Annotated in this window: 30 protein-coding genes; 19 read left to right on the forward strand and 11 right to left on the reverse strand. The window is 39.5% G+C overall.

From position 1 onward, the window contains the following. The first annotated feature begins 3 nt into the window (after positions 1-3). A complete protein-coding gene (locus RR876_RS10135) occupies positions 4-471 on the forward strand; it encodes a DUF6231 family protein (protein WP_332477317.1) in 468 nt (155 codons plus the stop codon). 107 nt (positions 472-578) lie between these two features. Then, entirely contained in the window at positions 579-1,199 is a 621-nt protein-coding gene (locus tag RR876_RS10140; protein ID WP_279678180.1) for a YidB family protein, read from the forward strand. Positions 1,200-1,302: 103 nt separating this feature from the next. Here RR876_RS10140 and RR876_RS10145 read toward each other — a convergent pair whose 3' ends face one another. The 3 genes from RR876_RS10145 to RR876_RS10155 form a co-directional block, all read right to left on the reverse strand. Beyond that, positions 1,303-2,355: a porin gene (locus tag RR876_RS10145; protein ID WP_332477316.1), complete on the reverse strand. Its 1,053-nt coding sequence runs from the start codon at positions 2,353-2,355 to the stop codon at positions 1,303-1,305. A 271-nt stretch (positions 2,356-2,626) separates the two neighbouring features. Then, entirely contained in the window at positions 2,627-3,040 is a 414-nt protein-coding gene (locus tag RR876_RS10150) for an HIT family protein (protein WP_004697031.1), read from the reverse strand. Between the two features lie 30 nt (positions 3,041-3,070). After that, on the reverse strand, positions 3,071-3,340 hold the full coding sequence (locus RR876_RS10155) for a YARHG domain-containing protein (RefSeq protein ID WP_004697032.1): 270 nt from the start codon (positions 3,338-3,340) through the stop codon (positions 3,071-3,073). A gap of 690 nt (positions 3,341-4,030) precedes the next feature. Here RR876_RS10155 and RR876_RS10160 point away from each other — a divergent pair. Further along, positions 4,031-4,750: an SDR family oxidoreductase gene (locus tag RR876_RS10160; protein WP_332477315.1), complete on the forward strand. Its 720-nt coding sequence runs from the start codon at positions 4,031-4,033 to the stop codon at positions 4,748-4,750. Between the two features lie 73 nt (positions 4,751-4,823). Here RR876_RS10160 and RR876_RS10165 read toward each other — a convergent pair whose 3' ends face one another. Next, positions 4,824-5,129 (reverse strand): putative quinol monooxygenase, encoded by a 306-nt coding sequence (locus RR876_RS10165; protein WP_332477314.1) that lies wholly within the window; start codon positions 5,127-5,129, stop codon positions 4,824-4,826. 203 nt (positions 5,130-5,332) lie between these two features. Between RR876_RS10165 and RR876_RS10170 the strand changes: the two genes are divergently transcribed. After that, entirely contained in the window at positions 5,333-6,046 is a 714-nt protein-coding gene (locus RR876_RS10170; RefSeq protein WP_332477313.1) for a transglutaminase-like domain-containing protein, read from the forward strand. A gap of 71 nt (positions 6,047-6,117) precedes the next feature. Here the strand turns inward: RR876_RS10170 and RR876_RS10175 are convergent, their stop codons facing one another. Further along, positions 6,118-6,990, reverse strand: a complete 873-nt coding sequence (locus tag RR876_RS10175) for an NAD(P)-dependent oxidoreductase (protein WP_332477312.1) — start codon at positions 6,988-6,990, stop codon at positions 6,118-6,120. Between the two features lie 15 nt (positions 6,991-7,005). Then, positions 7,006-8,097 carry an alpha/beta fold hydrolase gene (locus tag RR876_RS10180; protein WP_332477311.1) on the reverse strand — a complete coding sequence of 364 codons (1,092 nt, stop codon included), beginning with the start codon at positions 8,095-8,097 and terminating at the stop codon, positions 7,006-7,008. Between the two features lie 142 nt (positions 8,098-8,239). Between RR876_RS10180 and RR876_RS10185 the strand changes: the two genes are divergently transcribed. The 9 genes from RR876_RS10185 (at position 8,240) to trpB (ending at position 15,916) form a co-directional block, all read left to right on the forward strand. Then, complete coding sequence (locus RR876_RS10185) at positions 8,240-9,427, forward strand: O-succinylhomoserine sulfhydrylase (RefSeq protein WP_332477310.1); 1,188 nt, start codon at positions 8,240-8,242, stop codon at positions 9,425-9,427. A gap of 27 nt (positions 9,428-9,454) precedes the next feature. Further along, the gene (locus tag RR876_RS10190) at positions 9,455-9,784 is read left to right on the forward strand and encodes a YbaB/EbfC family nucleoid-associated protein (RefSeq protein WP_062032624.1); all 330 of its coding nucleotides are present in this window, start codon (positions 9,455-9,457) and stop codon (positions 9,782-9,784) included. A gap of 16 nt (positions 9,785-9,800) precedes the next feature. Further along, positions 9,801-10,397 (forward strand): recombination mediator RecR, encoded by a 597-nt coding sequence (gene recR, locus RR876_RS10195; protein ID WP_332477309.1) that lies wholly within the window; start codon positions 9,801-9,803, stop codon positions 10,395-10,397. A gap of 206 nt (positions 10,398-10,603) precedes the next feature. Next, complete coding sequence (locus RR876_RS10200) at positions 10,604-11,746, forward strand: HRDC domain-containing protein (RefSeq protein ID WP_332477308.1); 1,143 nt, start codon at positions 10,604-10,606, stop codon at positions 11,744-11,746. A gap of 129 nt (positions 11,747-11,875) precedes the next feature. Beyond that, on the forward strand, positions 11,876-12,184 hold the full coding sequence (locus RR876_RS10205) for a YcgL domain-containing protein (RefSeq protein WP_332477307.1): 309 nt from the start codon (positions 11,876-11,878) through the stop codon (positions 12,182-12,184). A gap of 22 nt (positions 12,185-12,206) precedes the next feature. After that, complete coding sequence (locus RR876_RS10210; protein WP_332477306.1) at positions 12,207-12,590, forward strand: hypothetical protein; 384 nt, start codon at positions 12,207-12,209, stop codon at positions 12,588-12,590. A 22-nt stretch (positions 12,591-12,612) separates the two neighbouring features. After that, positions 12,613-13,464: a MoxR family ATPase gene (locus RR876_RS10215; RefSeq protein ID WP_332477305.1), complete on the forward strand. Its 852-nt coding sequence runs from the start codon at positions 12,613-12,615 to the stop codon at positions 13,462-13,464. A gap of 13 nt (positions 13,465-13,477) precedes the next feature. After that, complete coding sequence (locus RR876_RS10220) at positions 13,478-14,665, forward strand: VWA domain-containing protein (protein WP_332477304.1); 1,188 nt, start codon at positions 13,478-13,480, stop codon at positions 14,663-14,665. Positions 14,666-14,707: 42 nt separating this feature from the next. Further along, a complete protein-coding gene (gene trpB / locus RR876_RS10225; RefSeq protein WP_332477303.1) occupies positions 14,708-15,916 on the forward strand; it encodes a tryptophan synthase subunit beta in 1,209 nt (402 codons plus the stop codon). A 133-nt stretch (positions 15,917-16,049) separates the two neighbouring features. Here the strand turns inward: trpB and RR876_RS10230 are convergent, their stop codons facing one another. The 3 genes from RR876_RS10230 to RR876_RS10240 form a co-directional block, all read right to left on the reverse strand. Further along, entirely contained in the window at positions 16,050-16,481 is a 432-nt protein-coding gene (locus RR876_RS10230; RefSeq protein ID WP_332477302.1) for a CBS domain-containing protein, read from the reverse strand. 130 nt (positions 16,482-16,611) lie between these two features. Then, a complete protein-coding gene (locus RR876_RS10235; protein ID WP_062032637.1) occupies positions 16,612-16,992 on the reverse strand; it encodes a DUF2750 domain-containing protein in 381 nt (126 codons plus the stop codon). Between the two features lie 140 nt (positions 16,993-17,132). After that, the gene (locus RR876_RS10240) at positions 17,133-17,366 is read right to left on the reverse strand and encodes a hypothetical protein (protein WP_004697075.1); all 234 of its coding nucleotides are present in this window, start codon (positions 17,364-17,366) and stop codon (positions 17,133-17,135) included. Positions 17,367-17,583: 217 nt separating this feature from the next. On the opposite strand from RR876_RS10240, the gene RR876_RS10245 reads away from it, so the two are divergent. Together RR876_RS10245 and RR876_RS10250 are read left to right on the forward strand one after the other, a co-directional pair. Continuing rightward, entirely contained in the window at positions 17,584-17,943 is a 360-nt protein-coding gene (locus RR876_RS10245; RefSeq protein ID WP_004984633.1) for a hypothetical protein, read from the forward strand. Positions 17,944-18,072: 129 nt separating this feature from the next. Further along, complete coding sequence (locus tag RR876_RS10250) at positions 18,073-18,396, forward strand: hypothetical protein (protein WP_332477301.1); 324 nt, start codon at positions 18,073-18,075, stop codon at positions 18,394-18,396. On the opposite strand, the gene RR876_RS10255 is transcribed toward RR876_RS10250, so the two are convergent. Further along, positions 18,320-19,912, reverse strand: coding sequence for a pitrilysin family protein (locus tag RR876_RS10255; protein ID WP_332477300.1), 1,593 nt, complete (start codon positions 19,910-19,912; stop codon positions 18,320-18,322). The two genes, RR876_RS10250 and RR876_RS10255, sit on opposite strands and share 77 nt — an antisense overlap. After that, the gene (locus RR876_RS10260; protein ID WP_332477299.1) at positions 19,912-21,291 is read right to left on the reverse strand and encodes a pitrilysin family protein; all 1,380 of its coding nucleotides are present in this window, start codon (positions 21,289-21,291) and stop codon (positions 19,912-19,914) included. The genes RR876_RS10255 and RR876_RS10260 overlap by 1 nt, the downstream gene beginning before the upstream one ends. A gap of 195 nt (positions 21,292-21,486) precedes the next feature. On the opposite strand from RR876_RS10260, the gene ftsY reads away from it, so the two are divergent. The 4 genes from ftsY to RR876_RS10280 all read left to right on the forward strand — a co-directional run bounded on the left by ftsY (position 21,487) and on the right by RR876_RS10280 (position 25,100). Then, positions 21,487-22,593 (forward strand): signal recognition particle-docking protein FtsY, encoded by a 1,107-nt coding sequence (gene ftsY / locus RR876_RS10265; protein ID WP_005401241.1) that lies wholly within the window; start codon positions 21,487-21,489, stop codon positions 22,591-22,593. 193 nt (positions 22,594-22,786) lie between these two features. Then, on the forward strand, positions 22,787-23,473 hold the full coding sequence (locus RR876_RS10270; RefSeq protein ID WP_332477432.1) for a nitroreductase family protein: 687 nt from the start codon (positions 22,787-22,789) through the stop codon (positions 23,471-23,473). A 173-nt stretch (positions 23,474-23,646) separates the two neighbouring features. Continuing rightward, on the forward strand, positions 23,647-24,240 hold the full coding sequence (locus tag RR876_RS10275) for a nitroreductase family protein (protein ID WP_332477298.1): 594 nt from the start codon (positions 23,647-23,649) through the stop codon (positions 24,238-24,240). Positions 24,241-24,437: 197 nt separating this feature from the next. Continuing rightward, positions 24,438-25,100, forward strand: a complete 663-nt coding sequence (locus RR876_RS10280) for a DUF2057 family protein (RefSeq protein ID WP_332477297.1) — start codon at positions 24,438-24,440, stop codon at positions 25,098-25,100. The last annotated feature ends 316 nt before the right edge of the window (positions 25,101-25,416 follow it).

The following is a 25,416-nucleotide window of genomic DNA, read 5'->3' on the forward strand; positions in this document are numbered from 1 at the left end:
GTTATGGCTGAACTGAACGTCATTACTTCTATGCTAGACGATTTATCTCAAGAACAGCCTATTTCAACTGCATTGTGCATTGGGCAGGATCTCAGCCCAAATCATCATCAATCTATTCAATGGCAATATTTTAGCGTATCTGACTTTTTAAGTCTGCCTTTTACCCAGCGCTATGATTTAGGTTTTGTGCTTTTTGACACGGCAGAAATGCAAAATATAACTTCACAACAAAAATCACAACTATTGGTGCGTTTAAGAGATTTGATGGCAAAGCGTATTGTGGTGGTGAGTCAATTGCAGGATGAACAACTGCTTCGCGCTTTAGGTTTTACGCAGCTAATCGATAAAACGACGCATGGTAAAGACTTTGCTTTATGGCAATTTAATATTTTGACCTATAAGCATGTGCCTGACTGGTTCAATTCAAAATTTTGGGCGAATCCTGAAAACTGGAATAAATTCCGTTGGTGATTCGACTGCAACCCTATTTTTTCATTCATAGCAAAAATTAACAATTTATCTCTATAGGGTTTTTTTAAACATCGTATGCTGTTTAAAAACCTAGACGAGATAAAGTGATGACGAACCTTAATAATATTATAGAAATTTTGGCAAAGCAGGCCATGGGCGGTCAGCAACAGTCAAACCAGCAAAGTGGTTTGGGTGGAATTTTGGGTTCGGTGCTTGGACAGCTCGGAGCGGGTAGTACGGGTCAAACACAACAGGGTGGTCTGGGCGATATTTTAGGTTCGGTGTTGGGTGGTTTGACTGGTGGGCAGTCGCAGCAGGCACCAAACTCGCAGAACTCAGGATTTGCAGGTGGCGGAAAAAGTTTATTGATTGCGGTATTGCCTTTGATTTTGGCATGGATTCAGCAGCAAGGTGGCTTGCAGGCAGCTTTAGATAAACTCAAAGGGCAAGGTTTAAGCAGTCAGGTTGAGGACTGGGTTTCTACAGGGCCAGGAGAAAATGCCAGTGTAAATCCAGAGCAAGTGCAAAACTTGTTTGATGATGCCGCGGTGGAGCAAGTTGCAGAGCAAGCCAATGCACCTAAACAAGATGTATATAGTGCTATTTCACAAGTGTTACCGCAAATTATTGATTCACTCACCCCACAAGCAGGACAAACTAATCCTCAAGAAGCCAACGCGGATATCCAACAGGTATTAAACTTGGTTTCAGGTTTCTTAAAGCGCTAAATCCGAAATAAAAAGCCATCATACAATGGCTGTTTTATTACTTAAAATTCTAAATTAAAAAACACGCCGAAGCGTGTTTTTTAATTTTTAGTGGAGCGTTAACTTAGAAGTCGTAACGCATTCCTAGAGAAAGCCCAAGACTGTTTTCACCCGCTACACCGCTTACGCTATTTGTACGGCCTTCTTTCCAAGGGGTTAGGTTTGATTTGTCATCATTAATAACCGTTGCTAAGTTACCATAAACACGAACAGCTTTGTCTAGACGGTGCTCAAGGCCAACAGCGAGTAATGTTGAGTTTGCATCATCTGCATCGACATCACGGTAGAATACTTCACCGCGTACTAAAGTTTTTGGAGCAAACTTGTATTCACCCGCTACACCAAAGACTTGTGCATCAGGAGTAACTGTAGAGTTGTCATGTTGTAGGAATTGGTACATGCCACCTAAGTTAAAGTCAGGTGTGATTTTGTATGCGCCAGCGATACGGAAACCATCACGCTCACCGTTAGTTGCTTCTTCTTCGTAGTGCTCGTATGCAGCAGCGAAGTCAACGTTACCTTCTTTATAGGTTAAAGCTAAGTCATAGGCTTTATCTTTGTCTTTAGCGCCATCTTTTGTTGCATCTGGGCTATTCGCTTCATGTAAAGAAAGTGCACCTAATACATTGAAGCCATTGCCAAATTTAGGTGATTTATATTCGATGGTGTTTGCATTACGCTCATCAAACTTCAAGTTGCCTACACGTGTTACGTTACGTACGTCACCAACCATGTCACCAAAGAAGTTGATTGGACCACGTGCAGCTTTGAACGGACTGTCAAAACGACCTACACGTGCTTGACCGAAGTCACCTTTTAAGCCTACAAAAGTATCACGAGTAGCAAACTCAACGTTGTCATTTGATGAACCGCTTGCGAAGTTAATTTCTTGCTCAATTTGGCCGAATACAGTCATGCCATTTTCAAGTTCTTGTTCAGCTTTGAAGCCTAGACGTGAAGAGTTTGAAGAAAGACCAACTTCATTATAGTCAGCGCCATCATCCAGATAGTCTAAAGAAACATGCGCACGGCCATAAATTTTTACGTCAGCAGCCATCGCTAAAGCTGGTGTAAGTAAAGTTGCCCCAACTGCTAATGCGCAAAGTGTTTTTTTCATGTGTAGCTCCAAGAAAGACTTTTTGTTGATTCGTCTATAAAAGGTTATTCAGTCGTCTTTTTATTCATCAGACTTCTGTCTCTTGGCGCTCATTATTGATTACAAATAAGTCATTAATATTAAGGGAATATTACAAAAATATTAAACAATCCAATGTCAAAGGTATTTCCGCGATAAAATGTTAAGGTAGATTCTGGATACTTATATTCTTGATCTTATTTATTTTTAGGCCTAAAAAAGGAGCCGAAGCTCCTTGATTGAATGGATGGAATTACAAAGCAGCACGAATTTTTTCTGCTTGCGCTTTGATTTTTTCTTGATCACCCATTTGTAACGCATGCTTACCTAGCTCATGTACCGAACTCGGAATGAGGTGGAAATGTACATGGGGAACGGTTTGCCCAGCAGCAGCTCCAGACAGTTGCATGAGAACAATCCCTTGGGCATCCAAACCGACTTCAATGGCTTTTGCTACTTTTTGTACCACTTGAATGGTGTAGGCAGCAGCATCGGCAGGGAGGTCGAGTAAAGTCACCGCAGGTGTTTTGGGTATGACTAAAGTATGACCGTCTGCTTGAGGCATAATATCCATGAATGCAAGAACTTGGTCATCTTCATATACTTTAATGGCTGGAAGTTCACCACGTAAAATTCGTGCAAAAATGTTTTGCTCATCGTAAGCCATGTCTATTCCTTAAGTTTCGCTTAAACTGATTTACTTACAGTTTAGTTCTTTTTGACGTTCTTTAATGGCGTCAAGACGTTGTTGCTCTTTTTCAGAGAATTTGGGTTTAGTGGTGTAGCAATTATCATTGCCAAATTTTGCTTTCGCTTCAGGGTCCTTAAAACAGAAACCTTTAGATGCATAAATGACATCATGATCATCTTTTAATTTTTGGCACTCTTGCTCAGGTGATGCCGCAAAACTTTGCGCCCCGATTAATGTTGCAAGACTGGCAAAAACCGCTACAGTCAACTTTTTCATGAGAATTTCCTCAGTTTGTAACATTGTATGTAGTCACGCTATTACTTTATAGGGGTTTGTTCTGTTTATTCAATGGTGAGTTCTTACTCAATTGTAATTTTACTTCATAATTGCTGCATATAATACATAAAATGTATATATATCAATTGCTTCTAGAATACCAGGTAGAAATGGATATTTAAGTTTTTTATTTAATTTAGTCTATTTTTACAACTTTTCTTAGGCTCTAACATTTTTAAATTTCATTGAGAGGGCCACAGTGCTTCGGTGCGTCAGCATTTTTAACCTTTAATGTTCGCCTCATCTCAAATGCTATTTCAGGCATTTTTATACGATTAGCAATGAATTTTTTTAAGTTATTCATTTTTTTTGGATTAAGCGCTTATGCATCATTATCGTTTAATGATATTTTGCTGTCTAAAATAGACTTTTTTCATGCTTATTTTAGACAGTCTAAAAACTTCATTTATTACTATTTTTTAATGAAATGTGTCAAAGAGTTACTTGAAATAAGTGGGTGGAAAACAAATTATGGAAATATAAATTATTGTCTGTAATTTAGATAATCATAGTCTTTAGCGACTAAATATAAACCATTGAGCAAAATATAAAATGATGAATAAAGCTTGATTTACACTTAACTTAAGTTTAAATCATTATGTAGTTCGTTATGAAAGGATGAATTAAAATATGAATGGTTTAAGTCGAACTTTTCTAATTTATGGCGCAAGTAGAGGCTTAGGCAAAGCGATTGTAAACTTGGTGCCTGAAGCTCAGGATAAAGTTTATGGTGTCTCCCGTAATATGCCTAAAAATAATGCTCAATTGAATTGGATTTGTGCAGATTTATCTACTCCTGAAGATGCGGTGGATAAAGTAAAAAAAGCAGTCAAAGATGAAAAAATAGATGTTCTTATTTATAATGTTGGAATCTGGGAAAATAATGCTTTTACAGAGAATTATAACTTTGAAGAGGTTTCATCTGCTGAGTTAAATACCATTCTAAATACAAATATTAATACCTGTATTCAGTCTCTTCAGTCCTTGATAGAAAATTTAAAGTTATCGGATAACGCTAAAGTCATATTGATTGGTTCTACATGGGGTGTAGATAATCATAATGGCAAAGAGTTGGTCTTTTCTGCAACGAAATATGCTTTGCGTGGAATTGCTCAATCATTGCGGGAGATTTTGCGTAACGACCTGATTGGGGTGAGTGTTTTAAATCTAGGGTATTTGGCGACAGAATATGAAGCAGATGTTCCAACCGCAACTGTATTGGCAGAGACTAATCATGCTTTAATTCCTTTATCTGATGTCATTCTAGCCATAAAATTTATCATCTCCACCAGTAATGCATCTTGTATTAAAGAAATCCTCATGCCTGCAATGAAAGATAAAAATATTTAAATTAAGATGTTTCGCTGTAATTTTATATGGACGTATTTATCGGATAGTTTTATTTTTCGATGCCATATTCGATTTAGGTGAAGCTACTTTGGTGTAAAAACTTATCCATCAATATATACGTTCCTGCAGCTCTTTGGTATTGGTCAATTAATGGTACTAGTCTTTTAAAATGCTCCGTTTCACAATGCGCATCTAGCGCTGCGCGATCAGGCCATTCTTCAATAAATATAAAATGCCCAGCATCTTTCTGATCAATAAATAGGTCGTAGGATATACATCTCGGTTCCGCTTTTGTTTTTTCTACAAGTTCACGATATAAAGGCATGACTCTATCAATATGTTCTAGTTTAATAAAATCCTGAGCAATGACTTTGAGCATAAATTGTTTATCCTAAATTTAATTCGGTTTTTTATACAAAATTATATGTGCTGAATTAATTGAGTATACAGAGCTCTACTATAAAATTAATCAAGCTCAAAACAATCTTTAGTCTTAATTCATTATAAAAGTGGGCAGTAAAAATATTGACCTTGGACTAACTCCATAGTTTTAAATCAAATGACTAGACTGGAGAGCTGAGTATGCAAAGGCTATTAGAACAGACACCGATTTTAGATTATCATCATCCATCAATTCATAATTTGATTGAACAACGCAAATGGAGAGATCTTGATGAAGTAGATAAGGTGAGAAATATTTATAACTTCGTTCGTGATGAGGTTCAATTTGGCTATAACACGGGAGATACGATACAGGCATCTCAAGTCTTAAGCGACGGTTATGGTCAGTGTAATACCAAAGCAACGTTATTGATGGCGTTACTTCGAGCGGTGGGGGTAGCCACTCGGATACACGGGTTTACCATCGATAAAGCCCTACAAAAAGGCGCAATCAAAGGCATTTGGTATAAGTTATCGCCCAAGAATATTTTACATAGTTGGGTCGAAGTTCATGTGAATGGACAATGGTATATTTTGGAGGGTGTAATTCTTGATCGACTCTATCTAGAAAAATTACAAAGTATAAATAAGCATCAAAAAACAACCTTTTGTGGTTTTGGGGTATTTACCGAGAATTTTGAAAATCCACCTATCGATTGGAATTTGAATGATACTTTTATCCAAGATAAGGGGATTAACCAAGATTTCGGTTTATTTGATAGCCCAGATGATTTTTATAATTTGCATCAACAGGAACTCAGCTTGATACAGCGTATGGCTTTTAAATATGTAGTTAGACATTTAATGAATCAAAACGTCAATAAAATTAGAAATAAACAAAAAGCCTCTTTATGAGGCTTTTTGTTCGGTCATCGGAATAGCTTAACTTATGATTAAAGTTAAAGTATGACTGACTATGATAAGCATTACTCTAAAGTAATTTTGCTCCATGACTCATATAGTTTAACTGCGGAAGAAAAATCGCTGTCTGCTTCAGATAAATCACTGGCAGTTTGAATTAAACTTTGAGCCAGTCCAATCACAGGTGCGGATAGTTTTGCTTCGCGGACTAAATCAACGGCGATGCCCGTATCTTTTGCCAATAGAGGGAGTGCAAACGTAAGCGGAAAGCTGCGGTTAAGGATGCGCTGGGGCAAAACAGTTTCAGTGACGCCACTTTTACCACTCGATGCATTAATGCAATCTAATGCTTCGTTTAAGTTTACGCCATGAGCCTTGAGTGTGGTAAAACCTTCGGCAACAGCACAGAGGTTCACAGCCAAAAGCATATTGTTTACGGCTTTAACTGCAAAACCAGCACCTGATTCGCCGACATGCTTAATCAGTTTTCCAAACGCTTGAATAGCTGGTAGTGCGCGTTCAAAAGCTGCGGCATCACCACCGATCATAACCGTAAGGGTTGCATTATCAGCACCAATGGTTTGACCACTCACAGGTGCATCTAAAAAGTCCACACCGTGTTGTTTAAGCAGTTCAGCTACTTTTTTTGCAGAAGAAGGTACACCGCTGGTGCAATCGACCCAAATACTGCCTGCTTTAAGCTCAACTTGTGCAAGTAAGTCTTCAATATCTTGACTGGTTGGAAGGCAAGAGAAGACTACATCGGCCTGAACTGCTTGCTTAAGTTCGACCGCCTGCGTGCCATAGGCTTCGGCATGTTGTTTTGCTTTATCAAAATTGCGATTCCATACCCACACGCGTTCAAAGTGTTTAGGTAAGTGTGATGCCATGCGATAACCCATGGCGCCTAGACCGATAAATGCAACTGACTGAATCATGTCAAACCTTAGTATTTAAATTTTACTTGAACGTTCACTTAACCACTGAGCCAGTTGTGGCCAAAATTCATCGGCACTACGCTTACTCGACATCAGTCCTAAATGTCCCCCTGGGATAAGAGTAAACGTGACATCGGTGCTACTTGTCAATTGGGTTAATGGCTGAGCTGCCTCTGCTGTAACAAGTTGGTCTGTTGTGCCCGCAGCCACAAGCAATGAGCACTGTATATTTTTTAAAGCTATGCTTTTCTCATTTAATGTGATTAGTCCAGTTTTGAGTGGATTACGCAGCCAAACATTAAAAAGCATGTCTTGGTTGATGCCGCCGGGATAATCAATCATACGATTGAGAAAACCGCCAATGGTGGCATGTTCATACAAGGCTTCATGGTCATCTAAATTAAGTAGCAGATTCTTATGACTTTGAAACCATCCGATAGGATCAATGATTTTAAAACCAAAAGTATTTAACCCTCCAGAAGTATGAAGTAGACGCTTTGGTATTTTGCCCTGATAAATTTGCTGTTGTAATGCTTTGCTTTTTGAAATGATTCGATTGAGGTATGCAAAGAACTGTCCATTTCGCCCAGATTTATAACTGTCAATTGGACTCCCCAAAACCATTAAATTTTTCACAAAATTAGGTTGATGCAGGGCGGTATACAAGGTCACGAAAATGCCAGCCATACTCCAGCCATGCAGAGAAATTTGCTCGCTATCACTATGTTTTAAAATGCTTTGTATACAGAGTGGAATATAATGATCAATAAACGTCAGAAAGTTAAAATGACGGTTATGAATATTTAATTTCCCCCAATCAATCACATATACGGCAAAGCCTTGCTGTTGGAAGTATTTCACCAGCGAGCGATAAGGATAAAGGTCGTAAATAGACATATTGATGGCTAGTGGGACCACAAAAACTAAGGGTTCTTTATACTTACGCACTTCAGGTGCGTAATAGCGAATTTGGGTCAGATCAAATGTTTCAATCACTTCATAAGGTGTGCTTTGTGACAAAATGAGTGACTTTCCATTAAAAATACGCGTAGAAAGATTCTTTAATTTATTTTGATGCGTTGAAATTTTAGTTTTTAAAGAGTGCATATAGGTCTTAGATCTCAAATAAGCAGAAAGTTTGATCGAAGTCTAATCAATATTCGCGTATTTTACCTTGACCTTAAATAGCCTAGACGCTCAAAATGTTGGCAATTCTTTACAAAGGCAGTCTGTCGACTGAACCAGAGCCATGAGCCTACAAGACGAATTTGAATACCAATTAGATACCTTAGCCATTCGTACTGGGCATACGCGTAGTTTCGAGGGAGAACATGGCGAACCTATCTTTCTAACTTCATCATTTGTCTATGAAAATGCAGCAGAGGCCGCAGCAAAATTTTCAGGTCAAGAGCCAGGGAACATCTACTCGCGTTTTACCAACCCAACTGTTGCAATGTTTGAAAAACGCCTTGCAGCTTTAGAAGGTGCAGAACGGGCAGTGGCAACCAGTTCAGGTATGGCCGCAATTATGGCTATTGCAATGTCATTTTTAAAACTAGGTGATCATGTGATTTGTTCACGTGCGGTATTTGGTTCGACCGTATCTTTGTTTGAAAAATATGTGGCTAAGTTTGGTGTAACTGTCGACTTTGTCGATTTAACAGATTTAGATGCATGGAAAAATGCCGTTAAGCCTGAAACTAAATTGCTCTTTGTTGAGTCTCCGTCGAATCCTTTGGCTGAAGTGGCAGACGTTCAAGCACTTGCTGATATCGCACATGCCAATGGCGCACTTTTAGCAATTGATAATAGTTTCTGTACGCCAGTATTACAGCGCCCAATTGAGTTTGGTGCGGACTTGGTGATTTATTCAGCGACGAAGTATTTGGACGGTCAAGGTCGTGCTCTCGGTGGAGCCGTGGTGGGTAGTCATAAATTACTCGAAGAAGTGTTTGGTTATGTACGTACCACAGGGCCTTCAATGAGTCCTTTCAATGCATGGGTATTCTTAAAAGGCTTAGAGACTTTACGTTTACGTATGCGCGAGCACTCAGCAAGTGCGCAAAAGCTGGCAGAATTCTTAAATACACACCCGAAAGTCGAAAAAGTGTATTACGCAGGCTTACCTGAGCATATTGGGCATGAACTTGCAGCGAAGCAACAAACAGGCTTTGGTGGGATTGTTTCTTTTGAGGTGAAAGGCGAGCGCGAAGGGGCTTGGACTGTTATTGACAATACCCAGTTTATTTCAATTACAGGTAACTTGGGCGATGCCAAATCGACCATTACCCATCCTGCAACGACTACCCATGGCAAACTTTCACCAGAAGCGAAACAAGCCGCAGGAATTCGTGAAGGTTTAATTCGTGTTTCTGTTGGTTTAGAAGATATTGATGATATTATTCGCGATATCACACGTGGTTTAGACTTAATCTAATTTTTAATTTTATGTTCGGAGATTTTAATGAACATTAATATGTTAATGCAGCAAGCTCAACGCATGCAAAAAGACATGGAAGGCAACATTAAAAAAGCCAAAGAAGAACTTGCACAAACTGAAGTGCATGCTGAAGCTGGTGGTGGTTTGGTTAAAGTGACGATGACTTGCCGTAATGTGGTAAAACGTATCGAAATCAATCCTGAATTATTGCAAGATGATGCAGACATGATTGAAGACTTAATTGCTGCGGCAATGAATGATGCGGCACGTCAAGCAGAAGCAATCACTGAAGAGCGTATGAAAGCTGCAAACTCAGGTGCAGGCTTACCACCGGGTCTTGCTGGTTTATTCTAATTAAGGAATACGTATAGTGTTTAGCGATCGTTTTGATCAATTGGTACAAGCTTTACGTATTTTGCCAAGTGTTGGGCCGAAATCGGCTCAGCGCATGGCGCTTCATCTGATTATGAAAAATCGTGAAGGGGCTGTGGGTCTTGCACATGCTTTGAACGAAGCCACCAGTTATATTCACGAATGCAGTTTGTGTCACTCACTGACTGAAAACGAAGTTTGTGATATTTGCGTCTCGCATGAACGTGACGATCAACTACTTTGTGTGGTTGAGTCACCCGCAGATGTGATGGCGATTGAGCAGAGTGGCAGTTTCCGCGGTAAGTACCATGTATTGGGTGGGCATTTATCTCCACTTGATGGTGTTGGGCCTGAAGAAATCGGCATTCCTTATCTAATCCAGCGTTTAGGCGATGGTAAAGTAACAGAAGTAATTTTGGCGACCAATGCAACGGTAGAGGGTCAGGCCACAGCGCATTATTTGGTCGAGGCGACGAAACATTTACCGGTCCAAATGACGCGTATTGCACAAGGTGTACCACAGGGTGGTGAACTTGAATATGTCGATAGTCATACCTTAAGCCAAGCTGTACATAATAGAATGCGAATGAAATAAGTATTTCGATACTTGTTTCATTTTTTAGTTGAGCTACAAGACTGCAATCTTGATTAAGATAAAAAAAATATTAATTTGAATCTAGTTGTATAAAAAAATCACAAAAAACGGCAAATAATTAAAAAACCTTTAGAAATCTTGATAGCTAAATCATCTTATTCAGGTAAGATAGCCCAAAGAGCATCTAGCATTAGACGCAGTAGGATATGTTTCAGTTTATTCAGCAGCAACAAGACTTAACACCAGTCTTAGAAAAAATGGATCGTAACGAAGTCTATGGACTCGATACAGAATTCATCAAAGTCGATACTTTATGGCCGAAGTTAGGCGTATTTCAAATCAATGTCGAAAACAATGTCTATTTACTTGATGGGACGACACTCGATTTATCTGAATTTTGGAATAAACTTTTTCGCGCACAGCAAAATGTCTTTCATGCATGTAGCGAAGATATTGACCTGATTTATCACTATGCACAGCATAAAACTTTAAACAATGTATTTGATACCCAAGTGGGTATGTCTTTCTTAGGACATGGCTTACAAGTGAGCTATCAAAATGCCCTGAAACAAATGTTGGATGTTGATATCGACAAAGGGGAAACGCGTTCAAACTGGTTGGCACGTCCATTAAGCCCTGCACAACTGAGCTATGCGGCAAACGATGTGCTGTACTTGATGAATCTCTCAGAAAAAGTTAAACAAGAACTAGATTCAAAGTCACTCTTACATTTTGCACTTGAAGACTGTCAGCATCTGACGCAAGAAATCGCGACAGAAACGCCTTTGCATTTACTCTATCAAGATATTGGTAACTATCGACATTCACGTCGTCAGTTAATGCAGTTACAGCAGTTGGCTGTATGGCGTGAACACATGGTGAAAGCGCTAAATACACCACGTAGTTTCATTTTGAAAAACTCAAGCATGATTGATTTGGTTGAAAAAAACCCAAAAAATGCTTTTCAGTTATCGGGTGTAAAAGACATACGTCAAAACGTTGTCCGCGAGTATGGCAAAACCATTTTAGATTTGGTGAAGTTCTTGCCTGAGCAAGCAGATTGGCCGCTACGCATGGCACGTCCGATCCGTCATTCTTCAAAAGATGTGGGAGAGAAGATTGATCACTTAATTCAAAATGTGGTCAATGAAACCAGCATTCCTAAAGAAGTGTTGATGCGCAAAAAGTGGATGAACGCACTGCATCAACATGTGGTTTTTCATAATGATGAGCAAGACTTGCCTGATTATTTATTAGGTTGGCGCTATGATTTGTTAACCCAACCTTTAATTCAGCTCCTACGCCGTGATGAAAGCTATCTTTCGACGCAAATGAAAGTGATGGATTAATAATTAGTCAATTGGTCTGAAGTTTGAATATTTATACAAAATCACGACTGATGCGTTAATCATGACTAATGTCAGCTGCTTTTATTTGATGTATCCTGTGGCTTGAGTTATTTGAGTGCTGTTTTAGATATGCAATGTTCTATTTATAAATCAAGCAAAAAAGATGAAATGTATCTTTATATTGCTTGCCCAACTGAAGCCGATCAAGCCGCTGAAGATTTTAGCCCATTGAATGTTTTACCTGAAGCTGTTCGTGTTGCATTTGGTCGAGCGACTTTTGTGATGTCATTAGAGCTGAGTGAAGCGCGTAAATTGGCCCGTGTAAATGTATTGCATGTCATGGATTCGATTCAAACTCAAGGCTTCTTCCTACAAATGCCGCCAGAAGGATTAATCAATCCGAACGCTGTGGCACCAGAAGGCCTTCGTGGCGCATAAAGCATAATTCAGGAGTTGCACCGTGGATAGTTTTCTTTCAATGCTCGATTCAATTCCTGAAGACAGTATTGCTGTCACAGTTTACCTTTTGGGCAGTTTGCTGATTTTGTGGTGTTGGTATTCCATCGCCACACGCCTGCCGAAGCTGTTGGGTGGCATCACATGGATGATGATCTTTGCCGTTTTATTGACGCCAACGGTTTCCGAAGGTCCAAACTCATCGATTGCACCGGCTATTTTTGGCTTGCTTTTCGGTGTGTTAACGAAAGAATCAGCACTCATTTGGTCAAATTTGTCACTGATTCTCTTTGTCATGGGTGTGGGGCTTGTGATCGGTTTCTTTTGGTCAAAATATGTGGCTAATAAAACCAAAGTAGTTGTCAGTAACAATCATTCACCACTGTAATTAATAAAAATAAGGTTTAATCATGTCTGTTGAAACACAACAATTTACGGGTACAGATCAGTACATCGCTACCGATAGTTTAAAACTTGCTGTAAAAGCTGCACGTAGCTTACAAAAGCCTTTATTGGTCAAAGGTGAGCCGGGTACAGGCAAAACTTTACTGGCTGAACAAGTGGCTGAGAGCTTAGGCTTAAAATTATTGACTTGGCACATCAAGTCAACCACAAAAGCCCAGCAAGGTTTATATGAGTATGATGCGGTTTCGCGTCTACGTGACAGTCAACTGGGTGACGACCGTGTTTATGACATTAAAAACTATATTAAACCGGGTAAATTGTGGGAAGCGTTCACCAGTGAAGAACGTTGTGTTTTATTGATTGATGAAATTGATAAGGCGGACATTGAGTTTCCAAATGACTTGTTGCATGAATTGGATAAGATGTCTTTCTATGTCTATGAGACGGGCGAAACCATTACTGCATCACAACGTCCTATTGTGATTATTACTTCAAATAATGAAAAAGAACTTCCAGATGCATTCTTACGTCGTTGTTTCTTCCATTATATTGAATTTCCAGACGACGCAACCATGCGTGAAATTATTGATGTTCATTTTCCGCAAATTTCAATGGCATTGGTCAATGAAGCATTGCAAGTTTTCTTCAAATTACGTCAAGTTCCGGGTCTAAAAAAACCACCATCAACCTCTGAGTTGATTGACTGGTTAAGCTTGCTGATGGCCGATGATATGCCAGAAGATGTACTGCGTAATCATGATAAGTCTAAAGCCATTCCACCTTTATATGGCGCACTTATTAAAAACGAACAAGATGTACAGTTGCTTGAACGTTTAGCCTTTATGTCGCGTCGCTAAAGGAGAAACACGCATGTTTGTGCGCTTGTTTTATACCTTACGCAAATACGGTGTTCCCGTCTCGACGCGTGAACTGATCGATCTGAATGAAGCTGTTGCTTCAGGTTTGGTCTTTGCTGATCAAGAAGAGTTTTATCAACTCGCCAAAACTATTATGGTGAAAGATGAACGCTTCTTTGACAAATTTGACCGAGGTATGAAGGACTATTTTGATGGAATTTCAACTTTTGATTTAGATGATTTACTCAATAAAGTTCAAAAGTTACCGAAAGACTGGTTTGATTTAGAGCTCATAGAAAAGCATCTAACTCCTGAGCAGCGTGAAGAATTAAAGAAAGCCGGTTCATTAGAAGAACTCATGAAAATGCTGGAAGAACGCTTACGCGAACAGCATAAGAAACATCAGGGTGGAAACAAGATGATCGGCACTGGAGGAACGTCTCCATTTGGTGCTTATGGTGATCATCCTGAAGGGGTGCGTATTGGTGGGCCGGGACGTAAACGTTCTGCTGTAAAAGTTTGGGAACAACGTAAATATCAGAATTTGGATGATGATCAAATTCTCGGAACGCGCCAAATGCAGATGGCATTGCGTCGTTTACGTAAATTTGCCAGACAAGGTGCGGCTGAAGAGTTAGACATCGACGGTACAATTCGTGAAACCGCGAAGCAAGGCATACTCGATGTGCAGCTCGTGCCTGAGCGTCGTAATCGTATTAAGGTGCTGATGTTGTTTGATGTGGGTGGATCGATGGATTCACACATTGCGCAATGCGAAAAACTGTTTAGTGCGGCAAAAACTGAGTTTAAAACCTTAGAATATTTCTATTTCCATAACTGTTTGTATGACTATGTTTGGAAAGACAATGTGCGTCGCTCAAGCACCCGTATGAATACATGGGATTTATTCAATACCTACGGACGCGACTATCGTGTAATTGTGGTTGGGGATGCTTCTATGGCACCTTATGAACTCAATTCTGTGGGTGGTTCGGTTGAATATATGAATGATGAGGCAGGCAATGTCTGGCTGCAGCGCTTATGCAATCATTTTGAAAAAACAGCATGGTTGAACCCAGAAGAAGATCGTTATTGGCATTACACCCATACGATTGGTTTAATTAAACAAATTTTTGAAGACCATATGTACCCAATGACCCTCAAAGGTGTTGAGGATATGACCAAGTATTTAGCACGATAAAGCTGGAAAGAAAGCATATTTAAAGAATAAGGATCATAAAAAATGGATCATCAAATTAATGGTATTGCTTTGCCGAATGATGCGGGCTTTTTTGGGAACTATGGTGGTCAGTTTATCCCACCTCACTTAAAAGCGGCAATGGATGACATTAAAGTCGCTTACGAGCAAATTCGTGTAACAGAAGAATTTCAAACTGAACTTGCTGAACTGTTTGCGCACTATGTTGGTCGTCCAAGTCCGTTGTTTTATGCAAAACGGTTATCTGAACAGTTGGGCGGGGCACAGATCTATCTAAAGCGTGAAGACTTAAACCACACAGGCGCACATAAAATTAATCACTGTTTGGGTGAAGCGCTGCTTGCAAAATATATGGGTAAAACCAAAGTCATTGCAGAAACGGGCGCAGGCCAACACGGCGTTGCATTAGCAACAGCCTGTGCTTTGGTCGGGATTCCGTGTGAAATTCATATGGGGCAGGTGGATATTGAAAAAGAACATCCCAATGTCGTCAAAATGAAAATTCTTGGTGCAACACTCATTTCAGTGACACGTGGTACTGCAACGTTGAAAGATGCTGTGGACAGTGCTTTTGAAGAGTATTTAAAAGATCCAAGCAATTATATCTATGCTATTGGGTCGGTTGTTGGGCCACATCCATTTCCAATGATGGTGCGAGACTTCCAGTCGATTATTGGTAAAGAAATTAAAGAACAAACCCATGAGCGCTTTGGTGCTAACCCAGATTATGTGGTTGCATGTGTCGGTGGTGGTTCAAATGCTATGGGGGCTTTCACCGCATTTTTAAACGATGCAGATGTGAAACTAATTGGTGTAGAGCCTGCTGGTCATGGTCTAGATACCGACATGCACTCGGCAACCTTAACCTTAGGCAAACCAAGTCAAATTCATGGTATGGCGTGTTATGTACTTGAAAATGATCAAGGTGAACCGTTACCAGTGCATTCGATTGCTTCAGGTTTAGATTATCCTGGCGTCGGTCCTCAGCACAGTCTGCTGAAAGATTTAGGTCGTGTTGAATACACCACTGCGACTGATCAAGAGTGCTTGGATGCGTTTATGCGGTTGTCACGTGTTGAAGGGATTGTCCCTGCACTTGAAAGCTCGCATGCCGTGGCATGGGTACTGCGTGAAGCTCCAAAGTTGGCCAAAGATATTAAAATTGTGGTGAATGTATCTGGTCGTGGCGACAAAGATGCAGACTATGTCGCTGCAAAATTAGGTCTGAATTAAGGTTCAAGTTTTCCATATTTACATAGAAATCCCTGCTTAGAGCAGGGATTTTTTATGATCTTGGTTTTATCTTTTTATCATTAGTAGCTAATACTGAGTATATGTTTATGGTTTAACACCTAAACATTAAAACTTAACCTGAAATATACTGTTGTAGTTGCTCAATCAGTTTCTTTTGATCATCCATTGCCGCTTTAACTAAGTCACCAATCGAAATGAGTCCCAATAATTTATCTTGCTCAACCACGGGCAAGTGACGTAGGTGGCGGTCTGTCATCAGGTCTAAACATTCTTCAACCGTAACGGCTGTTGTGACCGTTAGTACTTTGGCTGTCATAATCTCATTGACTGTGGTTTGTTTTGAAGTACGTTCCATCAACATGACTTTGCGCATGTAGTCACGTTCGGACAATATACCTACAACGCGTTCTCCGTGTGTGACCACAAGTGCACCAATGCCTTTATCTGCCATAAGTGAAATTGCTTCAAGAACGGTGGCTTCAGGGCTGATGGTGTAGATTGCTTGATGTACTTTATCTTTTAATACTTGAGCAACATTGGTCATAGGGCATATCCTCGGTTGTGGTTATTCTTTTATATTTAAATTAGCGCGATTTAAAAAAAAAGCAAATACTTTACAGTCATAGCTCTCAATAAAATAATAAGTTAATTGAGCTTCATTATTTTAATGAGCCTTAAGCTGGCGCTAGAATACGGTCATTGAAGAAAAAGTGACGCATTTGAGATGTACTGAGCTTCATACGCTTTGTGCCATTACATAGCGCAGGGGTGACTTTTAAGCGTGACAGAGTAGGCAGTAATGCGCTTTGGAAATCTTGCGGCGTGATTTTTTTAGGAATATAGTTTGGCCAGTGTAATTGAGCATATTGGTGTGCGTGTAAACCATTGAGCCAAAAGGGGAAAACATAGTCATCGTGATCTGAGGTCATCGCCCAGCCTTGCTGTTCAGCGTTGTAAAGCCCCCAAAGAATACCGCAGTACATCATGCCTCTTAGAATATTGATTTTTAAATATAAATGATTTGAAATCGGTTGTAGTTTCAAAATTTTGTACATAGCGTTATGTCATTAAGGAACATGACGCTATTTTAAATAATTAAGATGAAAGTTCAGTGTAAGCTTTGCATAACTATGTAAATAAATATGTCATATCAAAATGTTAGGCTCAAAAAAAACGCCACCTAGGTGACGTTTTATTATGCTTTCATGGTGGCAAGCTGTTGCCAGTATTGTGCTTTAAGCGAGTCGCGCTCTACGCGGAAACCTTGATAATAAAGTTCTGCCAAAAACAGTGCTGCTTTACCGTGGCCAGCGCGTGCAACGCTTTCTAACTGTTGTACTGCTTCTACGAAGTTCATTTGTGATTGAATGGTGTTTACTGCATCCGCATACGCATGTTCTAAGTCATGATGAGAGATTTGTTGAATCATATTAAGCTCCTTATTCTAATTATGATCACTTAAAGGTAATTTTACCTTTAGATATAAATATCACGCTAATGTTAAATATTTATTACAAATTGCTGGAATTGTCAAATATATTGTCGAGTATTCTTCATCTTATTTTGTTTACATGATTAAACAATGAACAATCAAAAGATTGAATATGATAATAAAACAGGAAACTGTATTTTATAAGGAGAATAACATGACAAATACATTAGACGGTTTTGATTTTGATATGCCTCCAACTGTTTCTCAAATTGTAGCGTTGGCGCAATATCACCGAACACTATTAGATGAAGCAGTTTTCCATCAAGAAATTCATCTTGGGGATTTTTGTTTGGCACAACGTAAACGAGTTTATGATTTCACACGTCAGCTTGATGAAAATCAACGAGTTGATTTTTATGAAACATACAATGGGGAGCTAAGACGTATTGCAGATGACGATCCTGCACACCCTGCAGATGCAGAAAATGGTGTTGGGGCTTTCGCCATTATGATTGCATTGGGGGTAATTGCCTTGGTGCTCTATTTTGCAGTTATTCGTAGCATTGTTGGTTAGACTTTTGCTTTACAAACAATCTGACTTGCTGAAATTATGTCCTCTTTAGCATTAATGGGGGCATTTTTCAGCATTTCAACTTGTGATTATGCAATTCACTACTTACACTAGTTTCACTAGAGGTAGGTTATGCACATTGCGATCCAAAAAATTCTTAAATTAAAATCACAGATTACGCTTGTACAAATTTATAATGGTCTGATGGCATCGATCATTATGCTTATTGTCGTTTTATCGAGTATTGCTTTATCTCAGCCTATTTCTCCAAACCAATTTGAAAATGTAAGTCGCTTATCTCATCAAGCGACTTTCCCAGAAACACAAGAGATGGCTCAAGATCTGGTTTTGGAAAACCAGATTTCCTATATTGATTACTTTAGATTAATGCAGGCTCATCAGTTTGAACAGAATCGGGCGAAGCAGCTTCCGGCATTGGCTCCGGAGGTTCAATAATCGCAGGAATTTGATCAGGATGCGGTATGCTTTGCTTAATGTTCGGATCAAGATTCAATTCTAAAATATGTCGAAGTTGCTCTTTATCTAAAGCGTTACTGACAATCACAAGCGTAAGACTTTCAGGGTGAATGTGTTTACGTATCGCATTTTGAACATCTAAAGGCGTGATCGCAGCTAAACGTTTTGGGTAATCTGCTAAATAATTCGCATCTTGTTGATAAAATCCTATAGAGCCGAGTTGTGCATTGATGTTTGCATTGCTGCTATAGCTGTTGGGTAGGCTGCGTAACATACCGGCTTTAGTTTCTTCTAACTGCTGTGCATCAATTGGTTGATGGACAAAGTCAACTAGGGCTTTATGTGCCACTTGTATACTGTCCATGAGCTGATCTTGCTGGGTTGAATAACTTAGACTAAAACTTCCAGCCGCTTGACTAAATGTAAAAGCACTGTTTGCTCCATAGGTGTATCCACGTTTAACGCGTAGTTCTTTCATTAAAATGGAGCTAAATCCACCCCCACCCAACATACGGTTAGCTAGTTCGAGCGCTAAACGATCCGGATCATCCCGCGTGGTTGATAGATGTCCCATGGTGACATGGGCTTGAGTTGAATTAAACAGAATATGTTGAATATCAAAGTTGGGTTTATCTTGTGGTAGAGCAAGTGGCTTTGCCGCTTCACCTTGTGGGAGGGCTGCACTTATTCGTTCAGCTAGTTTCTGCGCTTGTTTCGCACTGAGTTGGCCTGTCAGTGCAATATTCATATTTTGACTAACCAGAAATTCATCTCTGAATTTTTTTAAGTGCTGAGTCGTAATTTTTTTAATACTGCCATTGGTTCCCGTAATCGGTTCAGCATAAGGGTGCGAACCGTAGAGCGCGCGATAAAAGCGAATACTCATCAATCGACTCGGACTTTCTTTCAATTGCTTCTGACCCACTTGGGTATTACTCACCATCAAACTAATACTGTTATTTTTAAAAGTAGAGTCTTTTAATACTTCAAGCATAGTACTCACTGCAGTATCTAGTTTTTTAGGGTCAGACAGCGAACGCAGTCGAACCACAAACATGTCACGGTGTGCAGCTACGCTAAAACGAGCCCCGACTTGTTCAAAGGCATTCGCGATTTCAACTGCATCATGTTGCGTAGTGCCTTCATCGATGAGTTGTGCCGCCATATTGGCAACGCCATATAGGCCTTTTTCTACTTCTATATCTCGTGCAGAGCCTGCATTAAAGGTAAGTTGAATATCCACCATCGGCAAGGCGAGTGACTCAACAAATAGACTTCGAACTTTGTATCTGTTTTTAAGTTCGTGTACATGTGGTGCTGTATAAAGGTCGCTGGTTTGAACTTGTTTTAAGCTTTGTAGAGAAGCAATAGACTGTAATGTACGTGGATCATCATTGCTAACACTGCTTGTACTTACATCTGCAATTACATTGGTAGTGCAAAAAGCAGACATGGTAATAAATAGCAGGCGAAAGGCGGTCTTTTGATTTTTCATTATTTTGCGGCCTTCTTTTCTGGTTGAAGGTACAACGTACTTAAGTTATTACGAACAAAAGCGGTTTGGGCAACGTGCTGAATATCTTCAGGTGTAACTGCTTCAAAATGCTGTGGAAGCTGATCCATCAGTCGATAATTCAAACCGTTCACTGCTAAGTTTCCAATCATCTTTGCTTGCCCGACAATGTCATCTTGACCATAAATTAAGTTTGCAACAAAGCGTGTGCTAATCCGTTCAAGCTCTTGTGGTTGAACAATTTCTGTTTTGAGTCGCTCAATTTCATGTTCAATGGCTTTTTGTAGCTCTGGAAGTTCCACGCCAGTGACTGGAAGTGCGGAGATACTAAATAAACTGTCTCCACGGTTATAAGGGTCATAACTGACACTCAGTGCGGTCGCTAATTTTTTGTCGCGCACAAGGCGCTGTTGCAATCGAGAGCTAATCCCGCTATCTAACAAGCTTCGAATAAGTGTGAGCGCGTAAACATCTTCTGGATTGCTTGTTGTTGCAAGTGATTTCACATTCCAAGCCATATATAAATTTGGCACCTCAACATTGGTGTTTTGCTCCATGTGACGGTAGCCAATGTTCTCAAACTCAGTCACATCATTGCGTACAGGTGTTGGATGACTTTTGATGTCGCCAAAGTATTTTTGAACTTGTCTGAGGGCGGATTCTGCATTGACATCACCCACAATCACCAAGATTGCATTGTTTGGGCTATACCATTTTTGATACCACTGTTTCACGTCATCTAGGCTTATATTTTGCAAGTGTTTCATGTGCCCAATGACGGGTTGACGATAGTGACTTGTGGGATACGAAATCCATTTGAAGCGTTCGAAAGCAAGTGAGCGTGGGTTGTCGTCGGTACGCAGGCGTCGCTCCTCCATCACCACTTTAATTTCAGGGTCAAAGTCTTGTTTCCGTAGTAAGAGATTGCGCATACGATCTGCTTCAAGCTCTAGAGCCATCGGGAAGTAAGTTTTAGGATAAAGCTGATAGTAATTGGTGTAATTGGTAAATGTTGCGGCATTTACGGTACCGCCATAGATTCGGCTTAAGCGACTGAATTCGTCATTGGGAACTTTGGATGTGCCTTTAAACATCATATGTTCCAGTACATGAGAAATACCCGTTATATTTCCAGACTCATCGGTACTGCCGACTTTGTACCAAATTTGGGTCATGACCATCGGTGAGCGGTGATCTTCACGGATAATCACCTGCAAGCCATTGCTTAAAGTAGTTTCAAAACTACTGCGGGTAAGTTCACTGCGTATTTGTGCATGGGTAGTTATAGGTAAACAAAGTAGAGTTAAACCCAGTGCAACTAAACTTTTTTTATAAGAATGCGTGACTAATAAGTGATGCATATAAAATTTGGGCTCAGGTTGAAGTGAAGTTAAAGCATTTCAATAAATAACCATTCTTAAGAAAAATGCGAAGTAGATCAAGCGCCAGAAGTATTGATTTGTTAAGTGTTTACATAAAGTATTGTTGCTAAGCGAAAGCCTATCTTTTATGGTAGAATCCGTCTTTTTAAACGCAGTGCTTTTCAAGGATTCGGCATGCAACAGCAATCTAATGAGCAGAACAAATTTTTGATTGATGCTGATATCGGGGATGACGATGTCACACTACCAAGTTTACCTGTGGTCAATGTGCCAATCGTTGAAACAAAAGAGCAAACAGTGGTTAATCCAGTCATTGTGACTGAAACAAGCTCAGAAGAAACAGAAGCATCTGAAAGGGGTGGTTTCTTTAGCCGAATGAAAGTCGGGTTGACCAAAACTCGTAAAAACCTTGCCGATGGTATGGTCAATATTTTGATCGGTGGTAAGGAAATTGATGACGAACTGCTTGAAGAGGTTGAAGAGCAGCTTTTGGTCGCAGACATCGGTGTTGATGCAACGAAAACCATTATTACCAACTTAACTGAACGTACTGCACGTGGCGATTTAATTTACTCGCACTCACTATATAAAGCGCTTCAGGAAGAGTTAGTAGCTTTACTAGCACCACGTGTGAAACCTTTACATATCGATCCGAACAAAACGCCTTATGTGATTTTGGTGGTGGGTGTAAACGGTGTGGGTAAAACCACAACCATTGGTAAATTGGCAAAACGTTTACAAGGTGAAGGCAAGAAAGTGATGCTTGCTGCGGGGGATACTTTCCGTGCGGCAGCGACTGAACAGCTTCAAATTTGGGGTGAACGTAATAATATTGCCGTAGTCGCACAAGGTCATGGTGCTGACAGCGCTTCCGTAATTTTCGATGCGTTTGAAAGTGCACGCGCGAAAGGTGTTGATGTCTTGATCGCAGATACCGCAGGTCGTTTACATAACAAAGGTCATCTCATGCAAGAGTTGACCAAAGTAAAACGTGTCATGCAAAAAATTGATGCGACTGCACCACACGAAGTTATGTTGGTGGTCGATGCAGGAACGGGTCAAAATGCGATTAATCAAGTAGAAATGTTTGATGAGGCGGTTGGTTTGACAGGCCTGACGATTACCAAGCTCGATGGCACTGCGAAAGGTGGTGTACTATTTAATATTGCCAGTCGTACACATGTTCCAATTCGCTTCATTGGTGTTGGTGAGAAAATTGACGATTTACGTCCTTTCTCTGCAAAATCCTTTGTTGCTGCTTTGTTCGAAACAGAGAAATAAGATTGAACAGCACAATTTTAAAGTGTTAGATCAGTCACATAAACTCCGCTAAATGCGGAGTTTATTTTTTTATTCAATTTGTTTGTTTTAAAAACAATCATTTAGGAATCACGTAATGAATATAAGTGATTCTCCTGAGATTACACTAGCACCTAACACAATAGGCATCACTGTACATTTTGGGGAACACGGTATGGCTTTATTACATAAAATTGGACAAGTTCTAACAACGGATTTAACCAAAGACTTAAAATTTAAAAAAAATCACGCAGAAGACCTAAAACAAACCACATTTATAGATCAACTAAAAAAGCGCCGTAGTATTTATGTTTTAGGAAAGCGTGTGCATTTAAGTCAGGTGTATTTAGCTGAATTGATCCAAGAGGCTGTGCGAAGTTGTCCTTCGGCGCATAATTCACAAAGTACTTGTATTGTGATTTTAATGGGCGATGCGCATCATCATTTTTGGAATGTTGTAAAAGAAGTGCAGCGTAAGTTAGTCCCCGCGCATATTTTTGCTGGTACAGAACTGAAGGTTGATCAATGCTCGGCAGGGTTTGGCACAGTTCTATTCTATGAAGATCAACAGATCATTCAACAATTACAAAAGAAAATTCCTTTTGATGCGGCAGAATTTCCAGTTTGGTCAGAGCAAGTTTCAGGTATGGCCCAATATGCTGTATGGACTTGTTTAGCAGATGCGGGTTTGGGTGCTTCATTACAACATTATAACCCGAGTATTGATGCTGATATTTCCAAGGTTTTTGAGATTCCAAAACATTGGTTGTTACGTGCGCAATTGGTCTTTGGTTCTATAGAGGAAAAAGCCGTTGAAAAAGAACATTATAAAGATGAAGAGCGCTTTATGATCTATGCATAATGACACGAGATAATCTTTATTGGTCTCTGGATCAAGTTCTGTAATATTGTGGCATATTGTTCTATTTTTAAGACACTATGTCGCTGAATTAAGCATGTTCAAATTCAAAATAATAGCTATGATGAATATGAATCTGTATATAACAAGATCGTGAGATCGCTGAGGAAAATAACATGTCATTTTTAGACCACATCAAACAACGTCGCACCATTTATGCTGTTGGTAAAAACGTAGCATTAACACCAGAACAAATTGAATCTGTAATTAAAGAAGCGGTAAATCACAGCCCGTCTGCGTTCAATTCACAGACTTCCCGTATTGTGACTTTATTTGGTGAGTCGCATTTACAGTTCTGGAATATCGTACGTGAAACTTTACGTAAAATTGTTCCAGAAGCTGCTTTTGAAGGCACAAATACGAAAATTAATAGCTTTGCTGCGGGTTATGGCACGGTTTTATTTTATGAAGACCAAGATGTTGTAAAATCATTGCAGGAACAATTTGCACTTTATGCAGATAATTTCCCAGTGTGGTCTGAACATTCTTCTGCAATTGCTCAATTTGCCGTATGGACTGCATTATCTGAGCAAAATATTGGCGCGTCATTACAGCACTATAATCCAATCGTAGATGCTGAGATTGCAGAAATCTTCGATATCCCCGCAAATTGGAAACTCCGTGCACAACTTGTTTTTGGTTCGATTGAAGCACCTGCAGGTGAGAAAACATTTATGGCGGAAGTGGATCGCTTTAAAAAATTTAATTAATAGCTAGTCATTAAAATGAAAAAGAGCAGAGTTGATCTGCTCTTTTTTTGTTTAGGGATTTATCTTTAAAATATCAAAGCTTAGCAATATATATTGTAGTTGCGAGTTGGTTCTAAGCTCAGAAATTGTCATAAAATTGTCATTTATACACTGCATAGTGCAACTAAACTTTAATAAACCATCGATAGAGTGTAAAAATGACCTTACGCATAACCCTTGTAACAGCAGCATTGATGTTGAGTACTTCAGTATTTTCAGCAGTGACTATTACTGCCCCAGAGGAAATAAAAATTGAAGGCTTAAATGGGCAAGAGGTTAAGAGTCGTTTATTCAGTTCTGACAATAAATATAATATTGATGCAGGTGAGAATATTATCAGTGTTCGCTATACCCAGTTTTTTGAAGAGCATCCAGGTATTGGCTCACACGATATCGTTCGCTCAGGGATTGTGAATATTAAGACCCCAATTTTACAAGACCAACAGTCTTACCGTTTGGCACTGATCAATCCTCCGCAAAACCATGATGATGCAAAAGCTTATGCCAAGCAGCCGATCTTTGGTCTCTACAATGCCAAAAATCAGTTACTGGTTGAGCTAAAGGGCAGTAAAACTCAAAATGCAGGCATTCTTCAAAATCTATTTACTGATGCACCAACCGATCTAACTCAAAAAGCAACGACAGTGGTACAGCCTGCACCAGTCTATACGTCACAAGCTGTTGTTGCGAAAGCTGGGACAGATAAACAAAAAGATTTAACAAGTGCTGGCAATGCTCAACAATTAATTAATACTTGGAAAAGTGCATCTAAATCTGAACGCCAAGCGTTTATGGCTTGGCTTGCTGAACAAGCACAATAGCCTATTCATTCAAAATAAAAGCAGCATTAGCTGTTTTTATTATTTAGATAGTGCATTTAAATAGTGGATAGTTTGATAATATTGACTATAATTTAATCCAAAACATTTATTTTGATTTAAAAATGACCAGTCGGGTGGGTTTTTAAAATTATTTATATAAATGCACTTGCGCTGCAAATAAAACTGTATAGAATACGCAGCACACCAACGCAATGTAGTGAATAACTTAAAGCGAAGGTCTTGCTGATGACGAATCAGTGAGAAGATCATTAAGAGATTATGAAGAACAACTTGTGTGGATTTTTACTGATTGATC

This window comes from Acinetobacter sp. (assembly GCF_036666595.1).
In the GTDB taxonomy this organism is placed as follows: domain Bacteria; phylum Pseudomonadota; class Gammaproteobacteria; order Pseudomonadales; family Moraxellaceae; genus Acinetobacter.